Source organism: Vogesella fluminis, from assembly GCF_014652335.1.
Lineage (GTDB): Bacteria > Pseudomonadota > Gammaproteobacteria > Burkholderiales > Chromobacteriaceae > Vogesella > Vogesella fluminis.
Map to the genome: position 1 here is coordinate 1 of NZ_BMYP01000033.1, position 21,152 is coordinate 21,152.

Consider the following 21,152-nt stretch of genomic DNA (forward strand, 5'->3'; position numbering starts at 1 on the left):
TTTTGCAGGTTTGCACCCCTTCCTTCACGTCCTCGCTTCAAAACGTCAACAGCCCCTAGAGTTTGTCATCACATTAGGGGAATGCCACACAGGAACGTGTAATCACTGAGCCTCGGAGTTAAGCCCTGAGAAGGCAGCCTTGAACAGCGCCCTACGCTCCTCCATGGTGATCGTCGGACTCGGCGGCACATCCTGCTTTGGTTCGTCCGGCAAGAACCGGATGTACGGCAGAAACGTACGTTCAGACAACCGTGGTCCACTCCCTGACCTAAGCCGTCTCACCTCGCAACTCGCTGACGAGTCGCCCAACCTGGCGGCGCAGTAGCCGGAACCCGGGCTCAGAATACAGCTGGTCCAGAAGTTGCTCTGCCTGCTTGTCGCGACGGATACCGTCGATCTCGATTTCTTGGCGCCGGCCAGCCGGTAGCACGGCGATGTTGTGAATTTTCTGCTGGTATTGTCTGAAGGCGGCGCTACTCAACTGCCAAGACCATGTTTTGCCATCGAAGGAATGCCGTCATACCGGCGTAAGCCGGTATCCAGTCTGCGCGCCACCACCAGCCGCTGGGCCCCGGCTTTCGCCGGGGCGATGAATTCAAATATCAGCGGGCCGGATCAATAGAACCTGTTCAAGGTCTTTTTGCAGCTGCGGCCATGTCATCAAGACGGCAACAGGCAAAAGATCCTGGAAGGGCCGGCGCTCAGACGCCAAGACGGTCGCGCATCCCGTACCACCACGCACCCAGCGTCAGCATCGGCACCCGCAGCAGGCGGCCGCCGGGGAACGGGTAGTGCGGCAGGCTGGCGAAGGCGTCGAAGCGCTCGCTCTGGCCGCGGATCGCCTCGGACAGGATGCGGCCGGCGAGGTGGGTAAAGGTGACACCGTGGCCGCTGCAGCCCTGCGAGTAGTAGATATTGCTGTCAATGCGGCCAACCTGCGGCAGCCGAGACAGCGTCAGCGAGAAGTTGCCGGTCCAGCCGAACTCGATCTTCACGTCTTTCAGCTGCGGGAAGGTTCGCAGCATCCTGGGGCGGATCAGGCTCTCGATTTCACTTGGATCGCGTGCGCCGTATACGGTGCCGCCGCCATACAGCAGGCGGTTGTCGGCAGTCAGGCGGTAGTAGTCGAGCAGGAAATTGCAATCCTCCACGCAGTGGTCGCCCGGCAGCAACGATCTGGCCAGCCCTGGGGCCAGCCGCTCGGTGGTGATTACCTGCGTGCCGCATGGCAGGGTCTTTTCCGCCAGTTTCGGGATCAGGTCGCCGAGATAGGCGTTACCGGCCACCACCACGAAGCGGGCACTGACCTGGCCCTCTGCGGTTTTCACCACTGCCACCTCACCGTGCTGGATGCCGGTCACCGCCGACTGCTCGAAAATCTGCCCGCCCAGCGATTCGAATGCCGCCGCCTCGCCCAGAGCCAGGTTCAGCGGGTGGATGTGGCCGCCCCAGTGATCGAGCAGCGCGCCGACGTACTGGCCGGAATCAACGATGCGCGCCATGCCGGCCTTGTCCACCATCTCGATGCCGGTATGGCCGTAGCTTTCCCACAGCCGCTTCTTCGCTTCCAGCTCGTCCAGCTGCTTGCCGGTAAAGGCGGCGAACACGTTACCGTCCTTCAGGTCGCACCGGATGCCGTACTTGGCGATGCGCTCGCGGATGATCTTGCCGCCCTCGAATGCCATCGCGCCCAGCTTGTGCGCGGCGTCCTTGCCGTGGCGCGCCTCGATCACGTCCATGTCGCGGCTGTAGCTGTTGACGATCTGGCCGCCGTTGCGGCCGGAGGCGCCCCAGCCGACGCGCGCCGCTTCCAGCACGATCACCCGGAAGCCGGCCTCGGCCAGGTGCAGCGCGGTGGACAGGCCGGTATAGCCGGCACCGACGACGCAGATGTCGGCCTGCTGGCTGCCCTGCAGCGCCGGGCGCTGCGGCGACGGGTTGGCGGAGTAGGCGTAATAGGAACGGGTGTGTTCGGTGGTCTGGCTCATGGCGGAGTCCTCGATACTGCATTTTTTAAACAGGGCCGCCACGGGCGGCGCTCAATCTGGCTTCAATTATCAGATAGCGCCGCAAAAATGTCTAATATGTTAAACATTGCATCGCAAAAAAAGCCCGGTTGCCCGGGCTTGCGTGTGCTTTACAGTATGCTCTGCCGCAGCTCTTCGCGCTTTTGCGACAGGTCGACACCGGGCAGCTCGGCAATGATGTCCGGGTGGTCGAGCAGCTTTTCCACTACGAAATCGACAAACACCCGCGTGCGCGGCGCGATGTGGTCGCGGTGTGGGAAGCAGATGTAGATCGAGCGCTCCATCGACACAAAATTGGTCAGCACCACCTGCAGCTTGCCGCTACGCACATCACACAGTATCTCGTGTCCCGGCAACTGCGCCACACCCAGGCCGAGGCGCGCCAGCTCGCGCACGCCATCGACATCGTTGGCCGTGTAGGTGCCGGAGACTTCCAGCGGGATGCGCTCACCGTCACGCTCGAATTCCCACTTGTACAGCCGGCCGGAGGTCGGGAACTGGAAATTGATGCAGTCGTGCGAGGACAGGTCTTCCGGGATGTGCGGCTTGCCGTGCGCCTCCCAGTAAGCCGGCGTGGCAACCACGTATTGCGGAATGTGTGCCAGATGGCGCGCCACCATGCGGCTGTCCGGCATCATGCCGACGCGGACACCGACATCGTAGCCGTCCTCGATCAGGTCGCTGAAGTGGTCGTCCATGCCGAAAAACACGCGGATTTTCGGATAGCGGCTGCAGAATTCTTCCATCAGCGGCAGGATGAAGCGGCGACCGAAGGCATTGGGCAGGCTGATGCGCAGGTGGCCGGCCGGTTCGTCGCGGCTGGCCTTCAACTGGTTGATGGCGGAGTCCAGGTTGTTGACCGGACCGCGGCACTGCGCGTAGAAGCGGCGGCCGTCCTCGGTCAGGGTCAGCTGGCGCGTGGTGCGGTTGAACAGCCGCACCTCCAGCTCCTGTTCGAGCCTGGCAATACTCTGGCTGACCGCGGCAGGCGACACGCCCAGTTTGCGGGCGGCATCGGAAAAGCTGCCATTCTCGGCCGTGGTCATGAAGACCATTAATGCTTTCAAGGTATCCATAGCTCGACTCAATCACTGAAGCCGGTGCAGTGTCGTATTTGACAAGAAATACCCCACCAAAGAAACCGGCAATTAACAAATCATCTTAAAAGATCATAAGCGAAACAGCCATCCTGTTAAAGCTATTTCCTTAATTTCCATTAAATATGATAAATCGCCTCCCTACCAGTTTTGCGCCGGTTTTATGCGGCAAACCACGGGGCCACGGTGAGCAGGCCAATGCAGCCTACCGGCAAATCATGCCGGACTTCTCGCCGTCGTCATGGTCTGCAGCAGGAATACAACACTCATGCCGCGCTGGCCATCCCATAACCGCCCGAGCGCCAATGCAACTTGACCTACGTCAACGCTGATGCACATTCCTGCCGCCACAATCGTCCCTTTGCCCAACAGAAAGTTTGCCATGTTCCGCACCCATGCCTTTTCCCCGCTCGTGATTCGCGGCCGCAGCCTGTTGCCTATCGTGCAAGGCGGGATGGGTGTTGGCATTTCCGCCAAACAGCTGGCCGGTGCCGTGGCACGTGAGGGTGGTGTCGGCACCGTTGCCAGCGTCGACCTGCGCCACCTGCACGAAGACCTGCTGGCCGATGCGGCCAACCTTGAGGGCCAGGACGGCATCAACCGCCTCAACCGCATCGCGCTCGACCGCGAGGTCAAGGGCGCGCTGCAACGCGCCGACGGTCACGGCATGGTGGCGGTCAACATCATGAAGGCGGTGGACGACCACGCCGCGCTGGTGCGCCAGGCCTGCGAGTCCGGCGCGCACGCGGTGGTGATGGGCGCCGGACTGCCGCTGGATCTGCCGGAGCTGGCCGGCGATCACCCGGATGTGGCGCTGATCCCGATCCTGTCGGAATCACGCGGCATCGGCATCGTGCTCAAGCGCTGGATGAAGAAGGGCCGCCTGCCGGATGCGATCGTGATCGAGCATCCCAACCATGCCGGCGGCCATCTCGGCGCCGCCAGCATCGCCGGTGTCGGTGACGGCAAGTTCGACTTCGCCCGCGTGCTGGAGGAAACCTTCGAGTTGTTCAAGGGCCTGGGCCTGGAGCGCGAGCGCATTCCGCTGATCGTCGCCGGCGGCGTCAACAGCCACCAGAAGGTACAGACCTACCTGGGCGAGTACGGCGCCAGCGGCGTGCAGATCGGCACCGCCTTCGCCGTCACCAGCGACGGCGACGCGCACATCAATTTCAAGCGCACGCTGGCCGGCGCCCGGCGCGAGGACATCGTCGAGTTCATGTCAGTGGCCGGCCTGCCGGCGCGCGGCATCCTGACCCCGTTCCTGAAGAGCTACCTCAAGCGCGCGGACAAGCTGCAGGCCAACGCCAAGGCCGATCCGCAGCGCTGCACCCAGGCGCTGAACTGCCTGACGGTGTGCGGCCTGCGCGACGGCCTGTCCAAGGTCGGCCAGTTCTGCATCGACCTGAAGCTGGCGGCCGCCTTCCGCGGCGAAACCAGCAAGGGGCTGTTCTTCCGCGGCGCCGAACCGCTGCCTTTCGGCGATGCGATCAAGAGCGCGCGCGAAACCATCCACTACTTCCTCACCGGCGAGAAGCCGCTGGATCTGCGCGGCGCCTGAGCCAACATGCGGCCAACGTTGGCCGCATGCGCTAGCCGCCGTGACCGCGCGTCAACACCGCCTGCAGCCCGCCGCCGTTGCGGTTGTGCAGGCTCAGCTGCAGACCGTGCAGCGCGGCGATCCGCTCCACGATGGACAGGCCGAGGCCGCTGCCGGTCTGCTGCTGGCCCGGCGGCCGGTAGAAGCGCTCGCGCACCTTGTCCAGCAAGGCCTCCGCCACGCCCTCACCCTCGTCGCTGACGCAGATCCGCGTCGCGTCGGCCTCAAGGCTGACGGTGCCGCCGCCATAGCGGATGGCGTTGTCCAGCAGATTGCGCAGCATCAGCAGCAGCAGGGTGCGGTCGCCGTGCTGCAGCGGCCATTGCGTGTGCCCGGCCGGCGGCAGCCGCAGGGTGACGTGGTGGCTGGCGGCCAGCCCGGGCACCGCCTCGCCCAGTTCCTGCAGCAGCAGCGGCCAGTCCAGCGCCTCGTGCTGCTGCTGTTCCGCCTCCACCCGCGACAGCGCCAAGAGTTGCGCCAGCAGGTGGCTGCTGCGGTCGACGCCGCTCATCAGCTGCTGCAGCGCCCGCTCGCGCTGCAACGGGTCCTGCACCAGTTGCGCCACCTCGGCCTGCACCCGCATCGCCGCCAGCGGGCTGCGCAGCTCGTGCGCGGCGTCGGCGGTAAAGCGCCGTTCGCGTTGCAGGGTCTGCGCCATGCGCTCGATCAGGTCGTTCATCGCGTCGATCAGGGTGTGCAGCTCGCTGGGCACCTCGCGCGGCAGCGGCGTGGCATCGTCTGGCGCGCGCTGCTGCAGCTGGTCGCGGATGTGCGCCAGCGGCGCGAGGCCGCGCCCCACCGCCCACCACAGGGCCAGCAGCGCGAACGGCAGCAGCAGCAGCCACAGCAGGCCTTGCGTCAGCAGCAGCCCGCCTATCATCTCCCAGCGCTCGGACATCTCCTGCGCCACCGCCACGCTGCCGGCCTCACCGGACAGGTAGTAGACGCGCCAGTCCTCGTCGTGCTGGCGCAGGCTGGCAAAACCGGTGTAGCCGGGGCGGGCATCCAGCTGCAGGCCGTCGCTGTCGACCAGCAACAGCTGGCCGCCCCGGTTCCACGCCGCCACCGCCTGGTGGTCGCTGTCGCCGACCTGCGGCAGCTGCGGCTCGTTGCGCGCGCCCAGCGTCGGCAGCGTGCCGTACAGCTGGCGTGCAAACAGCGTCTGCTGTTCCTCGTACAGCTCGTTGACCTCGTGCCAGGCGTGGAAGGCCAGCAGCGCGCAGGCCACCAGCCACAGCGGCGTCACCACCTTGAGCAGGCTCCTGATCAGCGTGCCGCGCAGGCTATAGCTCATGCCTCGTCCCCGAGGGTGTAGCCGATGCCGCGCCGCGTCTTGATGAAGTCGCTGCCCAGCTTCTTGCGCAGGTGGTGCACGTACACCTCGATGGCGTTGCTCTCCACCTCGTGCGCCCAGTCGTACAGCTTTTCCTCGATCTGTTCGCGGCGCAGCACGCGGCCCTTGTTGCCCAGCAGCAGCTCCAGCAGCGCCAGCTCGCGCGCGCTGAGTTCCACCGCCGCGCCGTCCAGCGTCGCCCGCCGCGCCGCCGGGTCGAAGCTGACGCGGCAGTGCTGCAGCAGCGGCGTGCTGTGGCCACTGCGGCGGCGCACCAGCGCGCGCAGCCGCGCCGCCACCTCGCCCAGCGCAAACGGCTTCACCAGATAGTCGTCGGCGCCGCTGTCCAGGCCGCGGATGCGGTCGTCCACCGCGTCACGGGCGGTGAGCAACAGCACCGGTTCGCTGCGGCCGCTACGCCGCCACGCCGCCAGCACAGCCAGCCCGTCCATGCCGGGCAGGCCGAGGTCGAGCACCACCGCGTCGTAGGGCGCAGCGCCGATGCCGGCCAGCCCCTGCTTGCCGTCGCGCAGCCAGTCGCAGGCAAAGCCCAGCGCCGACAGCCCCGCCTGCAGCCCGTCGCCGATCAGTTCGTCATCTTCGATTATCAATACCCGCATGCCTGATCCTGTTGCCTGTTTACCGTTGCCGATTGCCGCGGCTCAACGCCACGTCTTGATGCCGGTAATCATCGCACGAACCAGATTCACCCGCTCGATGCGGCTCATCAGCAGCGCGGCGGCAACGTGCAGTAGCACCGCGACCTGCAACAGGGTGGCCAGCGCCTCGTGCACTTCTTCCAGCCACTCCTCGCCCCAGAACTGGTCGGTACCCATCAGGTAACCGCTGACGCCCAGAGACAGCACCAGGCCCATCAGCGCGAACATCATCAGTGCGCCCAGCGGGTTGTGCCCCACCGTTTGCGGGTGCCGGCCTTGCTTCACCGCCCCCAGGTGCGCCTTGAGACGGCTCGGGGTCGGGAAGAAGCTGGCGAAGCGGGCATGCCGGCTGCCGACAAAGCCCCACACCAGACGCAGCGCGATCAGGCCCAGCGCGATATAGCCGGCCCAGCGGTGCGGCGGATCGCCCTCTTCTAGCAACAGCAGATTGGCCAGCACACAGGCGACCAGGCTCCAGTGGAACAGGCGGACCACGATGTCCCACACTTTTTCCTGACGGGGTAAGGCAGTTGGCGTCATGGCAATACTCCTTAAGAACCTGTTCAAGGTCTCGCGAGCTAGAGCGAGACAAGGCGAAAACGGCTGAGGAAGCGGAGTTGACATCGGGTCAATGAGCATTCCGAAGGCGTTTTCAACGCGGTATCGCCGAAGCGCAGCAGACATTGAACTGGTTCTTGGTAAAAACAGTACGGGACAGGGCCACAGCCCTGCCCCGCGGACAGTCGCGGCCTCACCGCGGCTGAAACATGGCCGCCGGCGGCGAGCGCCGTGGCCGCGCGACGGATCAATCGTCGATTTCGCTCTTCACCGCCTTGCCGGACACCGGATCGAAGTAGATTTCCACTTTCTGGCCCTGCTTGTTCTTGCCGTAGATCTCATAGCAGTTGCCGGACACCTTGAATTTCTTGATCTGGTAACCCTGCGCCGTCAGCTGTTTCTGAAAGTCGGCTTCTTTCTGCCACTTGTCTTTCGGCTGGGCCGCACATTCGGCACCGGCAAAGGCGGCAGAGGAAGCAAAAGCGGCCATCAGGGCCACAGCAATCAGTTTTTTCATCGTTACGCTCCTGGTCAAAGCCTGCAACAGCGCAGGTACAGCTTCATTAAAGCAAGGCAAGCTTAAGCGCCGCTTATGCCGGGTAACTGGCCGGCACTTTTTGCGGTGCTGGCGGCGCGGCCCAGGTCGTAGGCGGCAAACAGCAGCACCGCCACCAGCCACACCACCCAGCCGCTCCACAGGTTGTGCGACAGGAAGTGCGCGCCGCGCGCCATCTGCCCCAGCCCCATCAGCAAGCCCAGCGCCAGCGCGGCGACCGCCGCCTGCCGTGCCCGCCGCGGCGCGTGCGGCCGCCAGTAGAAGAACAGCGCCAGCAGCGCGAAGCCGCCGGAGGCGTGGCCGCCGGGGAAGCACTGCCCCGGGCCGGGATTGGCCGCCACCGCGCCGAACAGCGCGAACCACTCGCCGCTGCCGCCGAAGGCCTGCAGGTCCCACGGGCAGGAGTGCGCGCTGTGCGCCTTCAGCAGCGACACCGCCAGCGTCGCCAGCCACATCACCAGCACCGCGTAGCCCAGCCGCGCATCGCGCTGCCGCACGGCGCGCAGCGCCAGCCAGCAGCTGGCGGCGATCAGCGCGTACTTCGGCAGCCGGTGGTTGAGCCACTCCAGCCATAGGCTGTGCTGCAGCGGAAAACGCCGGCCGAGCGGATCGAAGAACCACTGCGCCAGCGTGACATCGAGGCGGGTGCCCGCCTCCAGCCACCACAGCACGGCGCCGAGCAGCAGCAGCCACAGCAGCTGCCGCGCATAGAAGGCGGGGCTCAGGCCGTCAGGGCTTGCGGCCAACCTGGGCGCCGCCATCTCAGGCGCCCTGAGTCGCCGGCGCCGCGGCCGCCCGTGGCGCGCGGCAGGCGGCGAAGATGTCCAGCGCCGGCTGGTACAGCGCGGTGCGCACCGCCATCAGCCCCAGCACGCTGTGGAACAGGTTGTCGTGGCTGTAGCGTTGCTGGCTGGCCGCCTGCAGGCAGGCCTGATCCAGCCCGCTGTCCTGCTGCCACTGCGGCGAGAACCACGCCAGCATCGGCACGTGCTTCTGCGCGTCCGGCGCGATCAGGTAGGGCGTGGCGTGCAGGTAGAGGTTGTTCTCGCCCAGCGATTCGCCGTGGTCGGACAGGTAGACCATGCTGCTGGCCACCTGCGGCGCCGCCTGCAGCGTGGCGATCAGCTGCGCCAGCACCTGGTCGGTATAGAGGATGGTGTTGTCGAAGGCGTTGACGATCTGCTCGCGGCTGCATTTCTGTAATTCACCGGTTTCGCACACCGGGCCGAAGCGCCCGAACGCCGCCGGGTAGCGCTTGTAGTAGGCCGGACCGTGGCTGCCCTTCTGGTGCAGCACCAGCACGCTGTCGCCGCGCAGGTTCTGCAGCCGGGCCGCCAGGCTGTCGAGCAGGATCGCGTCGTGACACTCGCCGCCGCTGCAGAAGCGCGGATCGTTGCTGTCGTACAGCATGCTGCTGGCCACACGCTTGCACACCTCCTTGCAGCCGGAGTTGTTGTCGCGCCAGCTGACCTGCACCCCGGCGTGGGCCAGCACGTCGAGCAGGTTTTCGCGGTGGCGCGCCTCTTCGGCGTCGAAGCTGTCGCGCGGCCGCGACGAGAACATGCACGGCACTGAGATCGCGGTTTCGGTGCCGCAGGACCAGACATCGGGGAAGTTGACCAGCCCCGCCACCTTGGCCAGCTGCGGGTTGGTCGGCCGCGGGTAGCCGTTGAGCGAGAAATGGTCGGCACGGGCGGTCTCGCCGACCACCAGCACCAGCAGCCGCGGCTTGCCGCTGGCGGCCGCATCGCGCCGGGCGTCGCCGCCGATGCGCAGCAGCGGCTGCGGCGTGGCGTTGACCTTGCGCAGATAGGAACTGGTGGCCTGCAGGTAGTTGCTCGGCGTCAGCTCCAGCCGCAGCTCGCGGTGGTTGCGGAACAGCGAGGCGAAGTCCTGGTAGGCGCCCAGCGCCACCAGCAGCAGCACCGCGCCGCTGAGCAGCAGCGCCAGCGCGCGCACGCCCAGCTCCGGCAGCGCGGCGCGAAAGTGCAGCGGCGTGCGCCACAGCCACCACGACGGCAGGCCGCCCAGCAGCAGCACGGTCAGCAGCAGCCGCCACGACAGCAGGTCGCCGGCCTCGGCCACATCGGTCTGCAGCGCGTTGCGCACCATGTCGCTGTCGATCAGCACCCCGTACTGGTTCATGAAATAGCTGACCGCGGCGGTGAGCAGCAACAGCAGCGTCAGCAGCGGCTTGGTGATCTTCGGCCACAGCAGCAACAGCAGCAGCAGGGTGAAACAGGCGGTGACGAACACGAAGGCCAGCAGCAGCATGCGCACGTCCTGGCCGTCCAGCGGCGCCATGATCTGCAGCAGGTGGCGCCAGAACGGCAGGTTGAACAGGGTGACGAACAAGAGCGCCATGAGCAGCGCCAGCCATTCGGCGCGCAGCGGACGGAACAGAAGCTTCATGCGGGTTTTCTCGGCAACGGGTTTCGGAGCAGGCACGCCCGCTCATCCTGGTGCAGATGAAAACAGGCCAGGCTTAAGCCAGCCTTAGCCGCACGGCTGCCCGCGTCACCGTATCGTCATCGCCGCCACATCCGCCTGTCACATCGCTGCGCCACCATCGGCGCATCTGCCCCCGCCGGAGCACACGATGAACCAGCGCTACCGCACCATCTGGATTTCCGATGTCCACCTCGGCACCGCCGGCTGCCAGGCCGCCTTCCTGCTCGACTTCCTGCGCCACCACGACGCCGACACCCTGTATCTGGTCGGCGACATCATCGACGGCTGGCAGCTGAAGAAATCGTGGTACTGGAAGCAGGGCCACAACGACGTGGTGCAGAAGGTGCTGCGCAAGGCGCGCAAGGGCACGCGGGTGATCTACGTGCCCGGCAACCACGACGAGGCGGCGCGGCAGTACGCCGGGCTGGACTTCGGCGGCATCGCCATCCGCAGCGAGGCCGAGCACCACACCGCCGACGGCAAACGGCTGCTGGTGATCCACGGCGACGAGTTCGACGGCGTGATCCAGCACGCGAAGTGGCTGGCCTACGTCGGCGACAGCCTGTACACGCTGATCCTCGGCCTCAACCGCCACTACAACTGGCTGCGCCACAAGCTGGGGCGGCCGTACTGGTCGCTGTCGCAATACCTGAAGCACAAGGTGAAGAACGCGGTGAACTTCATCAGCGACTTCGAGCACATCCTCGCCGCCGAAGCGCGCCGCCGCGGCTACGACGGCGTGGTCTGCGGCCACATCCACAAGGCCGAGGTGAAGGACATCGACGGCATCGTGTACGGCAACTGCGGCGACTGGGTGGAAAGCCTGTCGGCGCTGGTCGAGCACCACGACGGCCGGCTTGAGATCGTGCACTGGACGCAGCAGGCCGGCGACGCCATCCCGCAGAGCATTGCGGCCAACCTTGCCGCACAAGCCCAACTCAACACAGAGGCCGAAACATGCGCATCATGATCATCAGCGACGCCTGGCTGCCACAGGTCAACGGCGTGGTCCGCAGCATCACCGAAACCGTGCGCGAGCTGCGCGGCTTCGGCCACCAGGTGGCGCTGATCACGCCGCTGGGCGGCGAGATGGACGACGGCGACGGCTTCGCCACCCGGCCCTGTCCGACCTACCCCGACATCCGCCTGTCGCTGTTCCCCTACCGCAAGGTGGCGCAAAGGTTGGCCGCATTCAGCCCGCACGCGGTGCACATCGCCACCGAAGGCCCGCTGGGCCTCGCCGCACAGCGCTGGTGCCGCCGCCACGGCCAGCCGTTCACCACCGCCTACCACACCCGTTTTCCGGAATACATCCACGCCCGCACCCGCCTGCCGCTGGCCATCAGCTACGCGTGGATGCGCCGCTTTCACAACCGCGCGCAGGCGGTGATGGCGCCGACGCCGGCCATCGTCGCCGACCTCAAGGCGCGCGGCTTTCACAACGTGGTGCTGTGGAGCCGCGGCGTCGACACCCGCCTGTTCAGCCCCGGCGAGCGCGAGCGGCTGGACACCGCACAGCCGCGCTTTCTCTACATCGGCCGCGTGGCGGTGGAAAAGAACATCGAGGCCTTCCTCAAACTGGACTTGCCGGGCTCGAAATGGGTGGTCGGCGAGGGGCCGCAGCTGGCCGAGCTGCGCGCGAAGTATCCCGATGTCTATTTCGCCGGCGTGTTCCCGCAGCACGAGCTGGCGCGCTTCTACCGCGCCGGCGACGTGTTCGTGTTCCCCAGCCTGACCGACACCTTCGGCCTGGTGCTGCTGGAGGCGATGGCCTGCGGCACGCCGGTGGCCGCCTACCCGGTGGCCGGCCCGCTGGACGTGGTCGGTGCCAGCGGCGGCGGCGTGCTGCACGCCGACCTGCGCACCGCCTGCCTGCAGGCGCTGACGCTGGACCGCGACCAGGTGCGCCGCGTGGCCGAGGGCTACTCGTGGACGGCGGCGACACGGCAGTTCGAATCCCACCTCTGCCCGCGCCCGCTGGGCGAACAGGAAGGCATGGCCTTCACCACCGGCGGCGGGCGCTGAACGCGGCGCCAAATGGGCTGCGGCCAACCTTGGGCAAGGTTGGCCGCATGGTTTGGCGTGGCGGAATCAGGCCGGCGCGTGCGTCGCCTTGTGCGCGCTGAGCTGGCTCAAGAGCACGCTGGCCACGATCAGTGCCGCGCCGCCGACCTTGCCGGCGCTCATCGCCTCGCCGGCCAGCCAGCCGATCAGCCCGCCCCACACCGGCTCCATCGCGTAGATGATGGTGGCGCGGGTGGCCGGCACGGTTTTCTGCGCCCAGTTCATCACGATCTGGATCAGCGCGGTGGCCGCGCCCAGCGCCAGCACGCTCACCAGCAGCAGCGGCTGCCACTGCGGCGGCGCCTCGCCGGCCAGCGGCGCGGTGGCCAGCGACAGCAGCGCCACCGTCGCCAGCTGCACCAGCGCCATGCGCCCGGCGTTGCAGCCGGCGGCAAAGCGGCTGAGCAGGCAGATCTCCAGCGCGATGGTGACGGTGGCGGCGATGGTCAGCCATTCGCCCAAGCCCAGCCGGATGCTGAGGCCATCGACCCCGGCCAACAGCAGCAGGCCGGCGAAGGCCAGCGCCACCCCCGCCCACGCCAGCCAGCCCGGGCGCTGGCAGAACAGCCCCCACTGCAGCAGCGGCACCAGCGGCACGTACAGGCCGGTGAGAAAGGCCGAGGTGCTACTGGCGATATGCCCCAGCCCCAGCGTCTGCAGGTTGTAGCTGAAATACAGGATCACGCCGATGAAGACGCCGCCCAGCAGCTCGGTGCGGTTGAGGCCGGCCAGCTGGCGGCGGCACAGCAGCAGCGCCAGCAAGGCGGCGACGGCGAAGCGCAGGCCGACGAAGGCGAAGGCGCCGCTCCATTGCAGCGCGGTCTGTACCGCGAGGAAGGTGCCGCCCCAGATCAGGGTGACCCCGACCAGCGACAGGTCGGGCAGCAGGGAACGCGGCGGCTGGGCCGCAGGCAGGGCGATGGTGGACATGGAGAAGGCTCGCGGGTAAGGTGGCGGTTCTATTCTGTTCCGTGCACTATACTGCACAATAATTCAATTGAGCAATATATTGCACTTATGAGCGAACACACACCCCTGCAAGTCTTCAGCCACGTCGCCCGCAATCTGCGCGAGGCACGCCAGCAGCGCGGCCTGAGCCAGGAAAAGCTGGCCGCCAGCGCCGAGGTCAGCCGCCGCATGCTGATCAACATCGAAGCCGGCGCCAGCAATGTCAGCATCGCCACGCTGGACCGCCTGGCCAGTGCGCTGGGGTTGACCTTTTCCGAGCTGGTACGCGCGCCCGGCAGCGACGCGCCGGTGCGGGTGTGGCAGGGCGACAGCGGCGACAGCCACGCCACCCTGCTGCACAGCCTGGCACTGGCCGGCTGCACGCTGGAGCTGTGGCAGTGGCAACTGGCGCCCGGCGACAGCTACCTCGCCGCGCCGGATCCGGCCGGCTGCGGCGAGATCGTCGAAGTGCACAGCGGCACGCTGCAACTGGCCTACGCCGGCAGCGAGCACACGCTGCAAGCGGGCGACACCGCCGGCTACGGCACCGAACTGGGCTACCGCTACCACAATCCGGGTAGCAACCTGTTGCGCTTCCAGCGCAGCATCGTGATGCCGGCCCCCGGCTGAGAGCCTGTTCAAGGTCTTTTTGCCGCTGCGGCCAGGCTTGCCGGCCGGCAAAAACTGTTCGTACAATAGCGGACAGGAGATGGCATTCCTCCTCTAACCGCCCTCGGGGCTGATGATGCCTGCACGTATTCCTGGACTCGCGGGAAGATGCAGGCGCACGAGACTCAGCCTGCCACGCGTCCGGGTTTGTGCCCCCAATACACAAACGACAGGACACGCATGAACACCTTCAAACGTCCCGAACAGATCGACCTCTTGCCCCATATGGGCAAATGGCTGTTGCTGGCCAGTGCCGTTGCCCTGCTCGCCGGCACCGCGTCCGCCTTTTTCCTGCTGGCACTGGACTGGGCCACCGCCACCCGCCTCGCCCATCGCTGGCTGATCTGGCTGCTGCCGCTGGCCGGTTTTGCCGTAGGCTGGCTATACCTGCGCTTTGGCCGGCAGGTCGAGGCCGGCAACAACCTGCTGATAGACGAGATTCACGACCCGAAGCAGGTGATTCCCTTGCGCATGGCGCCGCTGGTGCTCGGCGGCACCGTCGTGTCCCATCTCTTCGGCGCCTCGGTCGGCCGCGAGGGAACGGCGGTGCAGATGGGCGGCGCGCTGGCCGACCAGCTCACCCGCCTGTTCCGCCTCCGGCACGAGGATCGCCGCATCATCCTGATGGCCGGCATCAGCGCCGGCTTTGCCTCGGTGTTCGGCACGCCGCTGGCGGGCGCGATTTTCGGACTGGAAGTGCTCGCCATCGGCCGCCTGCGCTACGACGCCATCCTGCCCTGCATGGTGGCGGCCATCGTCGCCGATCAGGTCGGCCTGCAGTGGGGCGTGCACCACACCCACTACGCCGTGCCCGTGGTGCCGCCGGTCGCGCTGTGGCCGCTGCTGGCGATGGTGATCGCGGGCGCCGTTTTCGGCCTCACCGGCAAGGCCTTCGCCGACCTCACCCACGCGCTGGGCGGCTGGATGAAGCAGCGCATCGCCTACGCCCCGCTGCGCCCGCTGCTGGGCGGCGTGGCGGTGGCGAGCGCCGCCTGGTTTCTCGGCGCAGACCGCTACCTCGGCCTGGGCATCCCGGCCATCGTGGAGGCCTTCCAGCAGCCGCTGGCGCCGTACGACTTCGCGGCCAAGATGGCCTTCACCGTCGCCTCGCTCGGCAGCGGCTTCAAAGGCGGCGAAGTCACGCCGCTGTTCTACATCGGCGCCACGCTGGGCAACGCGCTGGCGCCGCTGCTGAACATGCCGCTGCCGCTGCTGGCCGGGATAGGCTTTGTCGCGGTCTTCGCCGGCGCCGCCAACACGCCGATCGCCTCGACGCTGATGGCGATGGAGCTGTTCGGTGCCGAGATCGGCGTCTACGCCGCCACCGCCTGCGTGGTGAGCTACCTGTTTTCGGGGCATACCGGCATCTACCGCTCGCAGCGTATCGGTCATGCCAAGCATCGCCATGCACCGGAAGGCATCAAACTTGGCGAACTCCCCGCCTACCGCAAGGAGCAGGCCCGGCGCGACGCGGCGGAGCGGGCCGAACACTGAGTCAGGACAGACACGGAGGTACGACACACCACCGTACCGCTACCATGCCAACCGTATTTTTCACTACTTGATCTAGATCAATCACTACAACATAATGCGTCCATACAATGCGCCAAACACAAGATATTGGAGCAAAACATGGACGCACGCCCCAGCCACCACGTCGATGCGGTCAGCAGCATCAGCGAATACCTGTCCCGCGCCGACTGGCGCGTGCAGGCCAATGCCAACCAGGGCTACAGCCTGGGCGGCATGATCCTCAACATCGCCGGCAAGCTCACCGCCGAATACTGGCTGCACGAAGTTTTCCCTGCCGAAGCCGCCACCGCGCACCGTCACGGCGATCTGCACATCCACGACCTGGACATGCTGTCCGGCTACTGCGCCGGCTGGTCGCTGCGCACCCTGCTGCAGCTGGGCTTTGCCGGCGTCGGCGGCAAGGTGGAGTCCGCCCCGCCCAGACACCTGTCCAGTGCCTGCGGCCAGATCGTCAACTTCCTCGGCACATTGCAGAACGAATGGGCGGGTGCGCAGGCATTCAGCTCTTTCGACACCTACCTCGCCCCGTTCGTGAAAAAGGATGCGCTGAGCTACGCGCAGGTGAAGCAGACGATCCAGGAGCTGATTTACAACCTCAACGTACCCAGCCGCTGGGGCACGCAGACACCGTTCACCAACCTGACCTTCGACTGGGTATGCCCGGAAGACCTGCGCGAGCAGATCCCGGTGCTCGGCGGCGAAGAAATGCCGTTCCGCTATGGCGACTGCGCCACCGAAATGGCGATGATCAACCGTGCCTACATCGAAGTGATGCTGGCCGGCGATGCCTGCGGCCGTGCCTTCACCTTCCCCATTCCAACCTACAACATCACCAAGGATTTCGACTGGTACGGCGAGAATACGGACCTGCTGTTTGCGATGACCGCCAAATACGGCCTGCCCTATTTCCAGAACTTCGTGAACTCCGACCTGGAGCCGCACATGGTGCGCAGCATGTGCTGCCGCCTGCAGCTGGACCTGCGCGAGCTGATGAAGCGCGGCAACGGCCTGTTCGGCAGCGCCGAGCAGACCGGCTCGGTAGGTGTGGTCACCCTCAACTGCGCACGTCTGGGCTACCGTTTTGCCGGCGACGAAGCCGCACTGCTGGCCGAGACCGACCGCCTGCTGGAGCTGGGCCGCGAAGTGCTGGAATTGCGCCGCAGCAAGGTGCAGCAGCACATCGATGGCGGGCTGTACCCGTACACCCGCCATTTTCTGGGCAGCCTGCGCAACCACTTCTCCACCCTGGGGGTGAACGGCATCAACGAGATGATCCGCAACTTCACCGCCGACGCGCACGACATCACCAGCGACTGGGGCCACGCCTTCGCCTGCCGCTACCTGGACCATATCCGCATGCGCATGGTCGAGTTCCAGCAGGCCACCGGCCACCTGTACAACCTGGAGGCCACCCCGGCGGAAGGCACCACCTACCGTTTCGCACGCGAGGACAACAAGCACTATCCCGGCATCCTGCAGGCCGGCACACCGCAGCAGCCGTACTACACCAACTCCAGCCAGCTGCCGGTGGGTTTTACCGACGACCCGTTCGAGGCGCTGCTGCGCCAGGACGAGCTGCAGCGCAAATACACCGGCGGCACCGTGCTGCACCTGTACATGAGCGAGGCGGTGAGCAGTGCCGACGCCTGCCGCCAGCTGGTGCGCCGCGCGCTGGAAAACTTCCGCCTGCCCTACATCACCATCACGCCGACGTTCTCGATCTGCCCGACGCACGGCTACCTGTCCGGCCGCCACGACTACTGCCCGAAGTGCGATGCCGAGCTGATCGAGAAAAAACGCCAGGCCGCCTGCTGCGATTGAGCACAGTCGGGAAAGTCGTAGCACAGCACAGCGCAACCCCGCCGCCATGCGGCCAACCCTTGAAAGGAAACACCATGCAGGACCAGCAAACCATCGAACTGAAAGACGAAGAACGCACCCGTTGCGAGGTATGGACCCGCGTGATGGGCTACCACCGTCCGGTGGCCTCGTTCAACACCGGCAAGCAGGGCGAATTCCATCAACGCCGCCATTTTGATGAACGCTGCGCCGGCTGAACACGCACGTATTGGCGGCTGGCAACCGTTCTCCGCCTGCGACTGGCCGGGCAAGCTCGTCGCCGTGGTGTTCCTTGCCGGCTGCCCGTGGCGCTGCGGCTACTGCCATAATCCGCAGCTGCTGCAGCGCCGCCATGGCGAGCGCAGTTGGCCGCAACTGCGCACACAACTGCAGCAACGCCGCGGCCTGCTGGACGGCGTGGTGTTTTCCGGCGGAGAGCCGCTGGCCGAGCCGGCACTACCGGCGCTGCTGGATGAGGTCCGCGGCATGGGCTTTGCCACCGGACTGCACACCGGCGGCAGCCATCCCGACCGGCTGCAGCGCATATTGCCGCTGCTGGATTGGGTCGGGCTGGACATCAAGACGCTGCCGGAACACTACCCGGCCATCACCACCGTAACCGGCAGCGGCGAACGTGTCGATGCCAGCCTGGACCTGCTGCTGGCGCACGGTACCGCGTTCGAATGCCGCAGCACCATTCATCCGGCACTACATGATGACGCCAGCCTGGCACTGCTGGCGGAACGCCTGTCCCGCCGCGGCGTGCGTCATTACGCCTGGCAACTGCTGCGCCCCGGCCGGCAGCTGCCGCAGCACTTTGCACCAATCATGCCGGGCTGGCCCGGCGCCGGTCTGCAGCAAGCGGTAGCGGCACACTTTGCCCGCTTCGAGCTGCGCCAGGGCTAGTGACCCTCGTTTTGCCGCGGCGCAGGCTGGAGAAGCCTTCAAATGCCAGGCGGCAGGCTCCGGATTGCCGGTACCGGCCGCTGCAGCATGCGCTGTGGCGGTCTTTTTCTTTTGGCACTGCCCGGCACCTGTCTATATTGAACGCAATACGGTTCTGTTCCGGCATATGCCGGGCAATCATCAAGGGGAGGACGGTATGCAGACAGTACGACAACTGCTGGAAAACAAGGCCATCAGGGAGCTGATCAGCGTCGGGCCGGAAATGACGGTATTCCAGGCACTGCAGGTCATGGCGGAACGCGACGTTGGCGCCATTCTGGTGATGGAGATGGGCGACGTGGTCGGCATTTTTTCCGAGCGCGACTATGCACGGCGCATCGTATTGCTGGGGCGCACCTCGGCCGGCACCAAGGTGCGCGACATCATGACCGGCAAGGTGATCTTCGTACATCCGGAGCAGAGCATCGACGAATGCATGGCGTTGATGACAGACCGGCGCATCCGCCACCTGCCGGTGATGGAGAACGACCGCATCATCGGTTTGCTGTCTATCGGCGACCTGGTGCACGCGACCATCGCCGAGCAGCAGTTCGAGATCGAGCAGCTGGTGAAATACATCCGCACCTGAAGCAGGCGGCGCCCGCCGCCTCGCAAAAAAACCGGCAAAAACGACAAAAGGTTGGCCGCAACGCTTGCGGCCAACCTTTTGTGTTTGTCGGGGCTGTTGCCGGCTCAGGGCACGATCCGGCGCGCCAGCTGCATCAGCGCCGGCGCGATCTGTTTGCGCATGGTGTCGGCGTTGAAGGCGAAGGCCGGGCCGCTGGCGTTGAGGCACACCACCGGCATGCCCGGCACCGGCGACGGCAGCGCGACACCGACCGCCATCACGTCGCGCTCGAACTCGCCGAACGATTCGCTGTAGCCGAACTGCGCGTAGTGCTCGCAGCTGGCCTGCAGCCGCGCCGCCACCGCCGGCCAGTCGCCGCCGTAGCGCTGCGCCAGCTCCGGCGCCAGCGCGGCGCGCTCGGCCGGCGACAGGATGGCATAACAGGCGCGGCCGATGGCGGTGCTGGCCAGCGGCACGCGCGAGCCGACGGTGAGCTGCACCGACACCCGTGCCTGGCTGCGGCAGGTTTCCAGATAGACGATGTCGGTGCCGTCGCGCATGCCGAGGCTGACCGAGATGGTGTTGTCGAGGGCGAATTCGCGCATCAGCGGCGAGGCGACACGGCGGATGTCGTAGCTGCCGAGCACGGTGGAGCCCAGCGCCAGCACCGCCAGCCCCAGCCGATAGTAGCCGGTGTCGTGATCCTGGGACAGGTAGCCGAGCTTGGTCAGGGTGTAGGTCAGCCGCGACACGGTGGATTTGGGCAGGTCGGTCCGTTGCGCCAGCACCTGGTTGGACAGCGCGCCCTCGCCGGGCTGGAACGCCGCCAGCACGCGCAGGCCACGGGCCAGCGCCCCGACGAACAGGCGGTCTTTTTCCTCGTCTGCAACAGGGTTTGACGACATCGGCAATCGGCTCTCTTTCTGGATGAGTGGCAAGAATAGTGCACCGCCTTATATCGACCAAGAAAAAACTTTACAGGCTGGCAGCTGGTTGGTAGTCTATTTTGCATTGTAGAACGTAATTCCGCAATGCGGAATTACTTAAGGAGAGTCCACATGGCTGCAGCATCCAATCGCGCCCCTTTCCAGTGGGATGACGCACTGTTACTGAACGATCAGCTGACCGACGAAGAACGCATGGTGCGCGACAGCGCCTACGCCTACTGCCAGGAACGCCTGCTGCCGCGGGTGCTGACGGCCAACCGCGAAGAGCGCTTCGACCGCGAGATCATGAGCGAGATGGGCGAGCTGGGCCTGCTCGGCTGCACCATCGACACCCACGGCTGCGCCGGCCTGTCGCACGTGGCCTACGGCCTGGTGGCGCGCGAAGTGGAACGCGTCGATTCCGGCTACCGCTCGGCGATGTCGGTACAGTCCAGCCTGGTGATGCACCCGATCTGGGCCTACGGCACTGACGCGCAGAAGGACAAGTACCTGCCGAAACTGGCGACCGGCGAATGGGTCGGCTGCTTCGGCCTGACCGAACCGGACGCCGGCTCCGACCCGGCCGGCATGAAGACCCGCGCCCGCAAGGTGGACGGCGGCTACGTGCTCAACGGCAGCAAGATGTGGATCACCAACAGCCCGATCGCCGACGTGTTCGTGGTGTGGGCCAAGGACGACGACGGCGAGATCCGCGGCTTCGTGCTGGAAAAGGGCATGAAGGGGCTGTCGGCGCCGAAGATCGAGGGCAAGTTCTCGCTGCGCGCCTCCATCACCGGCGAGATCGTGATGGATAACGTGGCAGTGGGTGAAGACGCGCTGCTGCCGCACGTGAAAGGTCTGAAAGGCCCGTTCGGCTGCCTGAACAAGGCGCGCTACGGCATCGCCTGGGGCGCGATGGGTGCCGCCGAGTTCTGCTGGCAAGGTGCCCGCCAGTACACGCTGGACCGCAAGCAGTTTGGCCGCCCGCTGGCCGCTACCCAGCTGGTGCAGCTGAAGCTGGCGAACATGCAGACCGAGATCAGCCTGGGCCTGCAGGCCGCGCTGCGCGTCGGCCGCCTGATGGACGAAGGCCGTGCCGCGCCGGAAATGATCAGCCTGATCAAGCGCAACAACTGCGGCAAGGCGCTGGACATCGCCCGTGTTGCCCGCGACATGCACGGCGGTAACGGCATTTCCGACGAATTCCACATCATCCGCCACGTGATGAACCTGGAAGCCGTCAACACTTATGAGGGCACGCACGACGTGCATGCCCTGATTCTGGGCCGCGCCCAGACCGGTATTCAGGCGTTTGCCTGATCGCTTGCGGACGCATCGGGCAAGGGTGTCCCGTGCGTCCGGAGTGTGATGTACCGCCG

At 66.1% G+C, this 21,152-nt stretch carries 20 protein-coding genes, 1 pseudogene and 1 riboswitch; of the genes and pseudogenes, 10 read left to right on the forward strand and 11 right to left on the reverse strand.

What is annotated here, in order from left to right; genetic code table 11:
• Positions 1 to 701: 701 nt before the first annotated feature.
• The 3 genes from IE083_RS12115 to IE083_RS12125 all read right to left on the reverse strand — a co-directional run bounded on the left by IE083_RS12115 (position 702) and on the right by IE083_RS12125 (position 3,508).
• Entirely contained in the window at positions 702 to 1,988 is a 1,287-nt protein-coding gene (locus tag IE083_RS12115) for an NAD(P)/FAD-dependent oxidoreductase (protein WP_189353895.1), read from the reverse strand.
• A 149-nt stretch (positions 1,989 to 2,137) separates the two neighbouring features.
• Positions 2,138 to 3,103, reverse strand: coding sequence for a LysR family transcriptional regulator (locus tag IE083_RS12120; RefSeq protein ID WP_189353897.1), 966 nt, complete (start codon positions 3,101 to 3,103; stop codon positions 2,138 to 2,140).
• A gap of 237 nt (positions 3,104 to 3,340) precedes the next feature.
• A complete protein-coding gene (locus tag IE083_RS12125) occupies positions 3,341 to 3,508 on the reverse strand; it encodes a hypothetical protein (RefSeq protein WP_189353898.1) in 168 nt (55 codons plus the stop codon).
• Here IE083_RS12125 and IE083_RS12130 point away from each other — a divergent pair.
• Entirely contained in the window at positions 3,507 to 4,685 is a 1,179-nt protein-coding gene (locus IE083_RS12130; protein ID WP_189353900.1) for an NAD(P)H-dependent flavin oxidoreductase, read from the forward strand. The two genes, IE083_RS12125 and IE083_RS12130, sit on opposite strands and share 2 nt — an antisense overlap.
• Positions 4,686 to 4,716: 31 nt before the next feature.
• On the opposite strand, the gene IE083_RS12135 is transcribed toward IE083_RS12130, so the two are convergent.
• The 6 genes from IE083_RS12135 to IE083_RS12160 form a co-directional block, all read right to left on the reverse strand.
• Positions 4,717 to 6,018 (reverse strand): ATP-binding protein, encoded by a 1,302-nt coding sequence (locus tag IE083_RS12135; protein ID WP_189353902.1) that lies wholly within the window; start codon positions 6,016 to 6,018, stop codon positions 4,717 to 4,719.
• A complete protein-coding gene (locus tag IE083_RS12140) occupies positions 6,015 to 6,677 on the reverse strand; it encodes a response regulator (RefSeq protein WP_189353903.1) in 663 nt (220 codons plus the stop codon). Before IE083_RS12140 ends, IE083_RS12135 begins: the two co-directional genes overlap by 4 nt.
• 42 nt (positions 6,678 to 6,719) lie before the next feature.
• Complete coding sequence (locus IE083_RS12145; RefSeq protein WP_189353905.1) at positions 6,720 to 7,256, reverse strand: cytochrome b/b6 domain-containing protein; 537 nt, start codon at positions 7,254 to 7,256, stop codon at positions 6,720 to 6,722.
• A gap of 265 nt (positions 7,257 to 7,521) precedes the next feature.
• Complete coding sequence (locus IE083_RS12150; RefSeq protein ID WP_189353907.1) at positions 7,522 to 7,791, reverse strand: PepSY domain-containing protein; 270 nt, start codon at positions 7,789 to 7,791, stop codon at positions 7,522 to 7,524.
• Positions 7,792 to 7,853: 62 nt separating this feature from the next.
• The gene (locus IE083_RS12155; RefSeq protein ID WP_189353908.1) at positions 7,854 to 8,591 is read right to left on the reverse strand and encodes a phosphatase PAP2 family protein; all 738 of its coding nucleotides are present in this window, start codon (positions 8,589 to 8,591) and stop codon (positions 7,854 to 7,856) included.
• Position 8,592: 1 nt separating this feature from the next.
• Complete coding sequence (locus IE083_RS12160; protein WP_189353910.1) at positions 8,593 to 10,242, reverse strand: phosphoethanolamine transferase; 1,650 nt, start codon at positions 10,240 to 10,242, stop codon at positions 8,593 to 8,595.
• A gap of 187 nt (positions 10,243 to 10,429) precedes the next feature.
• Here IE083_RS12160 and IE083_RS12165 point away from each other — a divergent pair, with 187 nt between their 5' ends.
• Entirely contained in the window at positions 10,430 to 11,251 is an 822-nt protein-coding gene (locus IE083_RS12165; RefSeq protein ID WP_189353912.1) for a UDP-2,3-diacylglucosamine diphosphatase, read from the forward strand.
• A complete protein-coding gene (locus IE083_RS12170; RefSeq protein ID WP_189353914.1) occupies positions 11,239 to 12,306 on the forward strand; it encodes a glycosyltransferase family 4 protein in 1,068 nt (355 codons plus the stop codon). Before IE083_RS12165 ends, IE083_RS12170 begins: the two co-directional genes overlap by 13 nt.
• 66 nt (positions 12,307 to 12,372) lie before the next feature.
• Here IE083_RS12170 and IE083_RS12175 read toward each other — a convergent pair whose 3' ends face one another.
• Complete coding sequence (locus tag IE083_RS12175; RefSeq protein WP_189353916.1) at positions 12,373 to 13,275, reverse strand: DMT family transporter; 903 nt, start codon at positions 13,273 to 13,275, stop codon at positions 12,373 to 12,375.
• Positions 13,276 to 13,362: 87 nt separating this feature from the next.
• Between IE083_RS12175 and IE083_RS12180 the strand changes: the two genes are divergently transcribed.
• From IE083_RS12180 to IE083_RS12205, 6 genes and pseudogenes are all read left to right on the forward strand, one after another.
• The gene (locus tag IE083_RS12180) at positions 13,363 to 13,923 is read left to right on the forward strand and encodes a helix-turn-helix domain-containing protein (RefSeq protein ID WP_189353918.1); all 561 of its coding nucleotides are present in this window, start codon (positions 13,363 to 13,365) and stop codon (positions 13,921 to 13,923) included.
• A gap of 66 nt (positions 13,924 to 13,989) precedes the next feature.
• Positions 13,990 to 14,052: riboswitch (Fluoride riboswitch) on the forward strand.
• 90 nt (positions 14,053 to 14,142) lie between these two features.
• Positions 14,143 to 15,456, forward strand: coding sequence for a voltage-gated chloride channel family protein (locus IE083_RS12185; protein ID WP_189353920.1), 1,314 nt, complete (start codon positions 14,143 to 14,145; stop codon positions 15,454 to 15,456).
• Positions 15,457 to 15,549: 93 nt separating this feature from the next.
• Positions 15,550 to 17,316 (forward strand): annotated as a pseudogene (locus IE083_RS12190) (ribonucleoside triphosphate reductase); the annotation flags it as partial.
• Positions 17,317 to 17,390: 74 nt separating this feature from the next.
• Complete coding sequence (gene nrdD, locus IE083_RS12195; protein WP_189353921.1) at positions 17,391 to 17,552, forward strand: anaerobic ribonucleoside-triphosphate reductase; 162 nt, start codon at positions 17,391 to 17,393, stop codon at positions 17,550 to 17,552.
• The gene (locus IE083_RS12200; RefSeq protein WP_189353923.1) at positions 17,533 to 18,240 is read left to right on the forward strand and encodes an anaerobic ribonucleoside-triphosphate reductase activating protein; all 708 of its coding nucleotides are present in this window, start codon (positions 17,533 to 17,535) and stop codon (positions 18,238 to 18,240) included. The genes nrdD and IE083_RS12200 overlap by 20 nt, the downstream gene beginning before the upstream one ends.
• Before the next feature lie 196 nt (positions 18,241 to 18,436).
• Positions 18,437 to 18,868 (forward strand): CBS domain-containing protein, encoded by a 432-nt coding sequence (locus IE083_RS12205; RefSeq protein ID WP_189353925.1) that lies wholly within the window; start codon positions 18,437 to 18,439, stop codon positions 18,866 to 18,868.
• A 104-nt stretch (positions 18,869 to 18,972) separates the two neighbouring features.
• Here the strand turns inward: IE083_RS12205 and IE083_RS12210 are convergent, their stop codons facing one another.
• Positions 18,973 to 19,752: an IclR family transcriptional regulator gene (locus IE083_RS12210; RefSeq protein ID WP_189353927.1), complete on the reverse strand. Its 780-nt coding sequence runs from the start codon at positions 19,750 to 19,752 to the stop codon at positions 18,973 to 18,975.
• 153 nt (positions 19,753 to 19,905) lie between these two features.
• Here IE083_RS12210 and IE083_RS12215 point away from each other — a divergent pair, with 153 nt between their 5' ends.
• The gene (locus tag IE083_RS12215) at positions 19,906 to 21,093 is read left to right on the forward strand and encodes an acyl-CoA dehydrogenase (RefSeq protein WP_189353929.1); all 1,188 of its coding nucleotides are present in this window, start codon (positions 19,906 to 19,908) and stop codon (positions 21,091 to 21,093) included.
• Positions 21,094 to 21,152: the final 59 nt, after the last annotated feature.

Bases quoted from the DNA above. Each gene is read 5' to 3' on its own strand.
- IE083_RS12115 (WP_189353895.1), bottom strand. From the start codon at position 1,988: ATGAGCCAGACCACCGAACACACCCGTTCCTATTACGCCTACTCCGCC.
- IE083_RS12120 (WP_189353897.1), bottom strand. From the start codon at position 3,103: ATGGATACCTTGAAAGCATTAATGGTCTTCATGACCACGGCCGAGAAT.
- IE083_RS12130 (WP_189353900.1), top strand. From the start codon at position 3,507: ATGTTCCGCACCCATGCCTTTTCCCCGCTCGTGATTCGCGGCCGCAGC.
- IE083_RS12125 (WP_189353898.1), bottom strand. From the start codon at position 3,508: ATGGCAAACTTTCTGTTGGGCAAAGGGACGATTGTGGCGGCAGGAATG.
- IE083_RS12135 (WP_189353902.1), bottom strand. From the start codon at position 6,018: ATGAGCTATAGCCTGCGCGGCACGCTGATCAGGAGCCTGCTCAAGGTG.
- IE083_RS12140 (WP_189353903.1), bottom strand. From the start codon at position 6,677: ATGCGGGTATTGATAATCGAAGATGACGAACTGATCGGCGACGGGCTG.
- IE083_RS12145 (WP_189353905.1), bottom strand. From the start codon at position 7,256: ATGACGCCAACTGCCTTACCCCGTCAGGAAAAAGTGTGGGACATCGTG.
- IE083_RS12150 (WP_189353907.1), bottom strand. From the start codon at position 7,791: ATGAAAAAACTGATTGCTGTGGCCCTGATGGCCGCTTTTGCTTCCTCT.
- IE083_RS12155 (WP_189353908.1), bottom strand. From the start codon at position 8,591: ATGGCGGCGCCCAGGTTGGCCGCAAGCCCTGACGGCCTGAGCCCCGCC.
- IE083_RS12160 (WP_189353910.1), bottom strand. From the start codon at position 10,242: ATGAAGCTTCTGTTCCGTCCGCTGCGCGCCGAATGGCTGGCGCTGCTC.
- IE083_RS12165 (WP_189353912.1), top strand. From the start codon at position 10,430: ATGAACCAGCGCTACCGCACCATCTGGATTTCCGATGTCCACCTCGGC.
- IE083_RS12170 (WP_189353914.1), top strand. From the start codon at position 11,239: ATGCGCATCATGATCATCAGCGACGCCTGGCTGCCACAGGTCAACGGC.
- IE083_RS12175 (WP_189353916.1), bottom strand. From the start codon at position 13,275: ATGTCCACCATCGCCCTGCCTGCGGCCCAGCCGCCGCGTTCCCTGCTG.
- IE083_RS12180 (WP_189353918.1), top strand. From the start codon at position 13,363: ATGAGCGAACACACACCCCTGCAAGTCTTCAGCCACGTCGCCCGCAAT.
- IE083_RS12185 (WP_189353920.1), top strand. From the start codon at position 14,143: ATGAACACCTTCAAACGTCCCGAACAGATCGACCTCTTGCCCCATATG.
- nrdD (WP_189353921.1), top strand. From the start codon at position 17,391: ATGCAGGACCAGCAAACCATCGAACTGAAAGACGAAGAACGCACCCGT.
- IE083_RS12200 (WP_189353923.1), top strand. From the start codon at position 17,533: ATGAACGCTGCGCCGGCTGAACACGCACGTATTGGCGGCTGGCAACCG.
- IE083_RS12205 (WP_189353925.1), top strand. From the start codon at position 18,437: ATGCAGACAGTACGACAACTGCTGGAAAACAAGGCCATCAGGGAGCTG.
- IE083_RS12210 (WP_189353927.1), bottom strand. From the start codon at position 19,752: ATGTCGTCAAACCCTGTTGCAGACGAGGAAAAAGACCGCCTGTTCGTC.
- IE083_RS12215 (WP_189353929.1), top strand. From the start codon at position 19,906: ATGGCTGCAGCATCCAATCGCGCCCCTTTCCAGTGGGATGACGCACTG.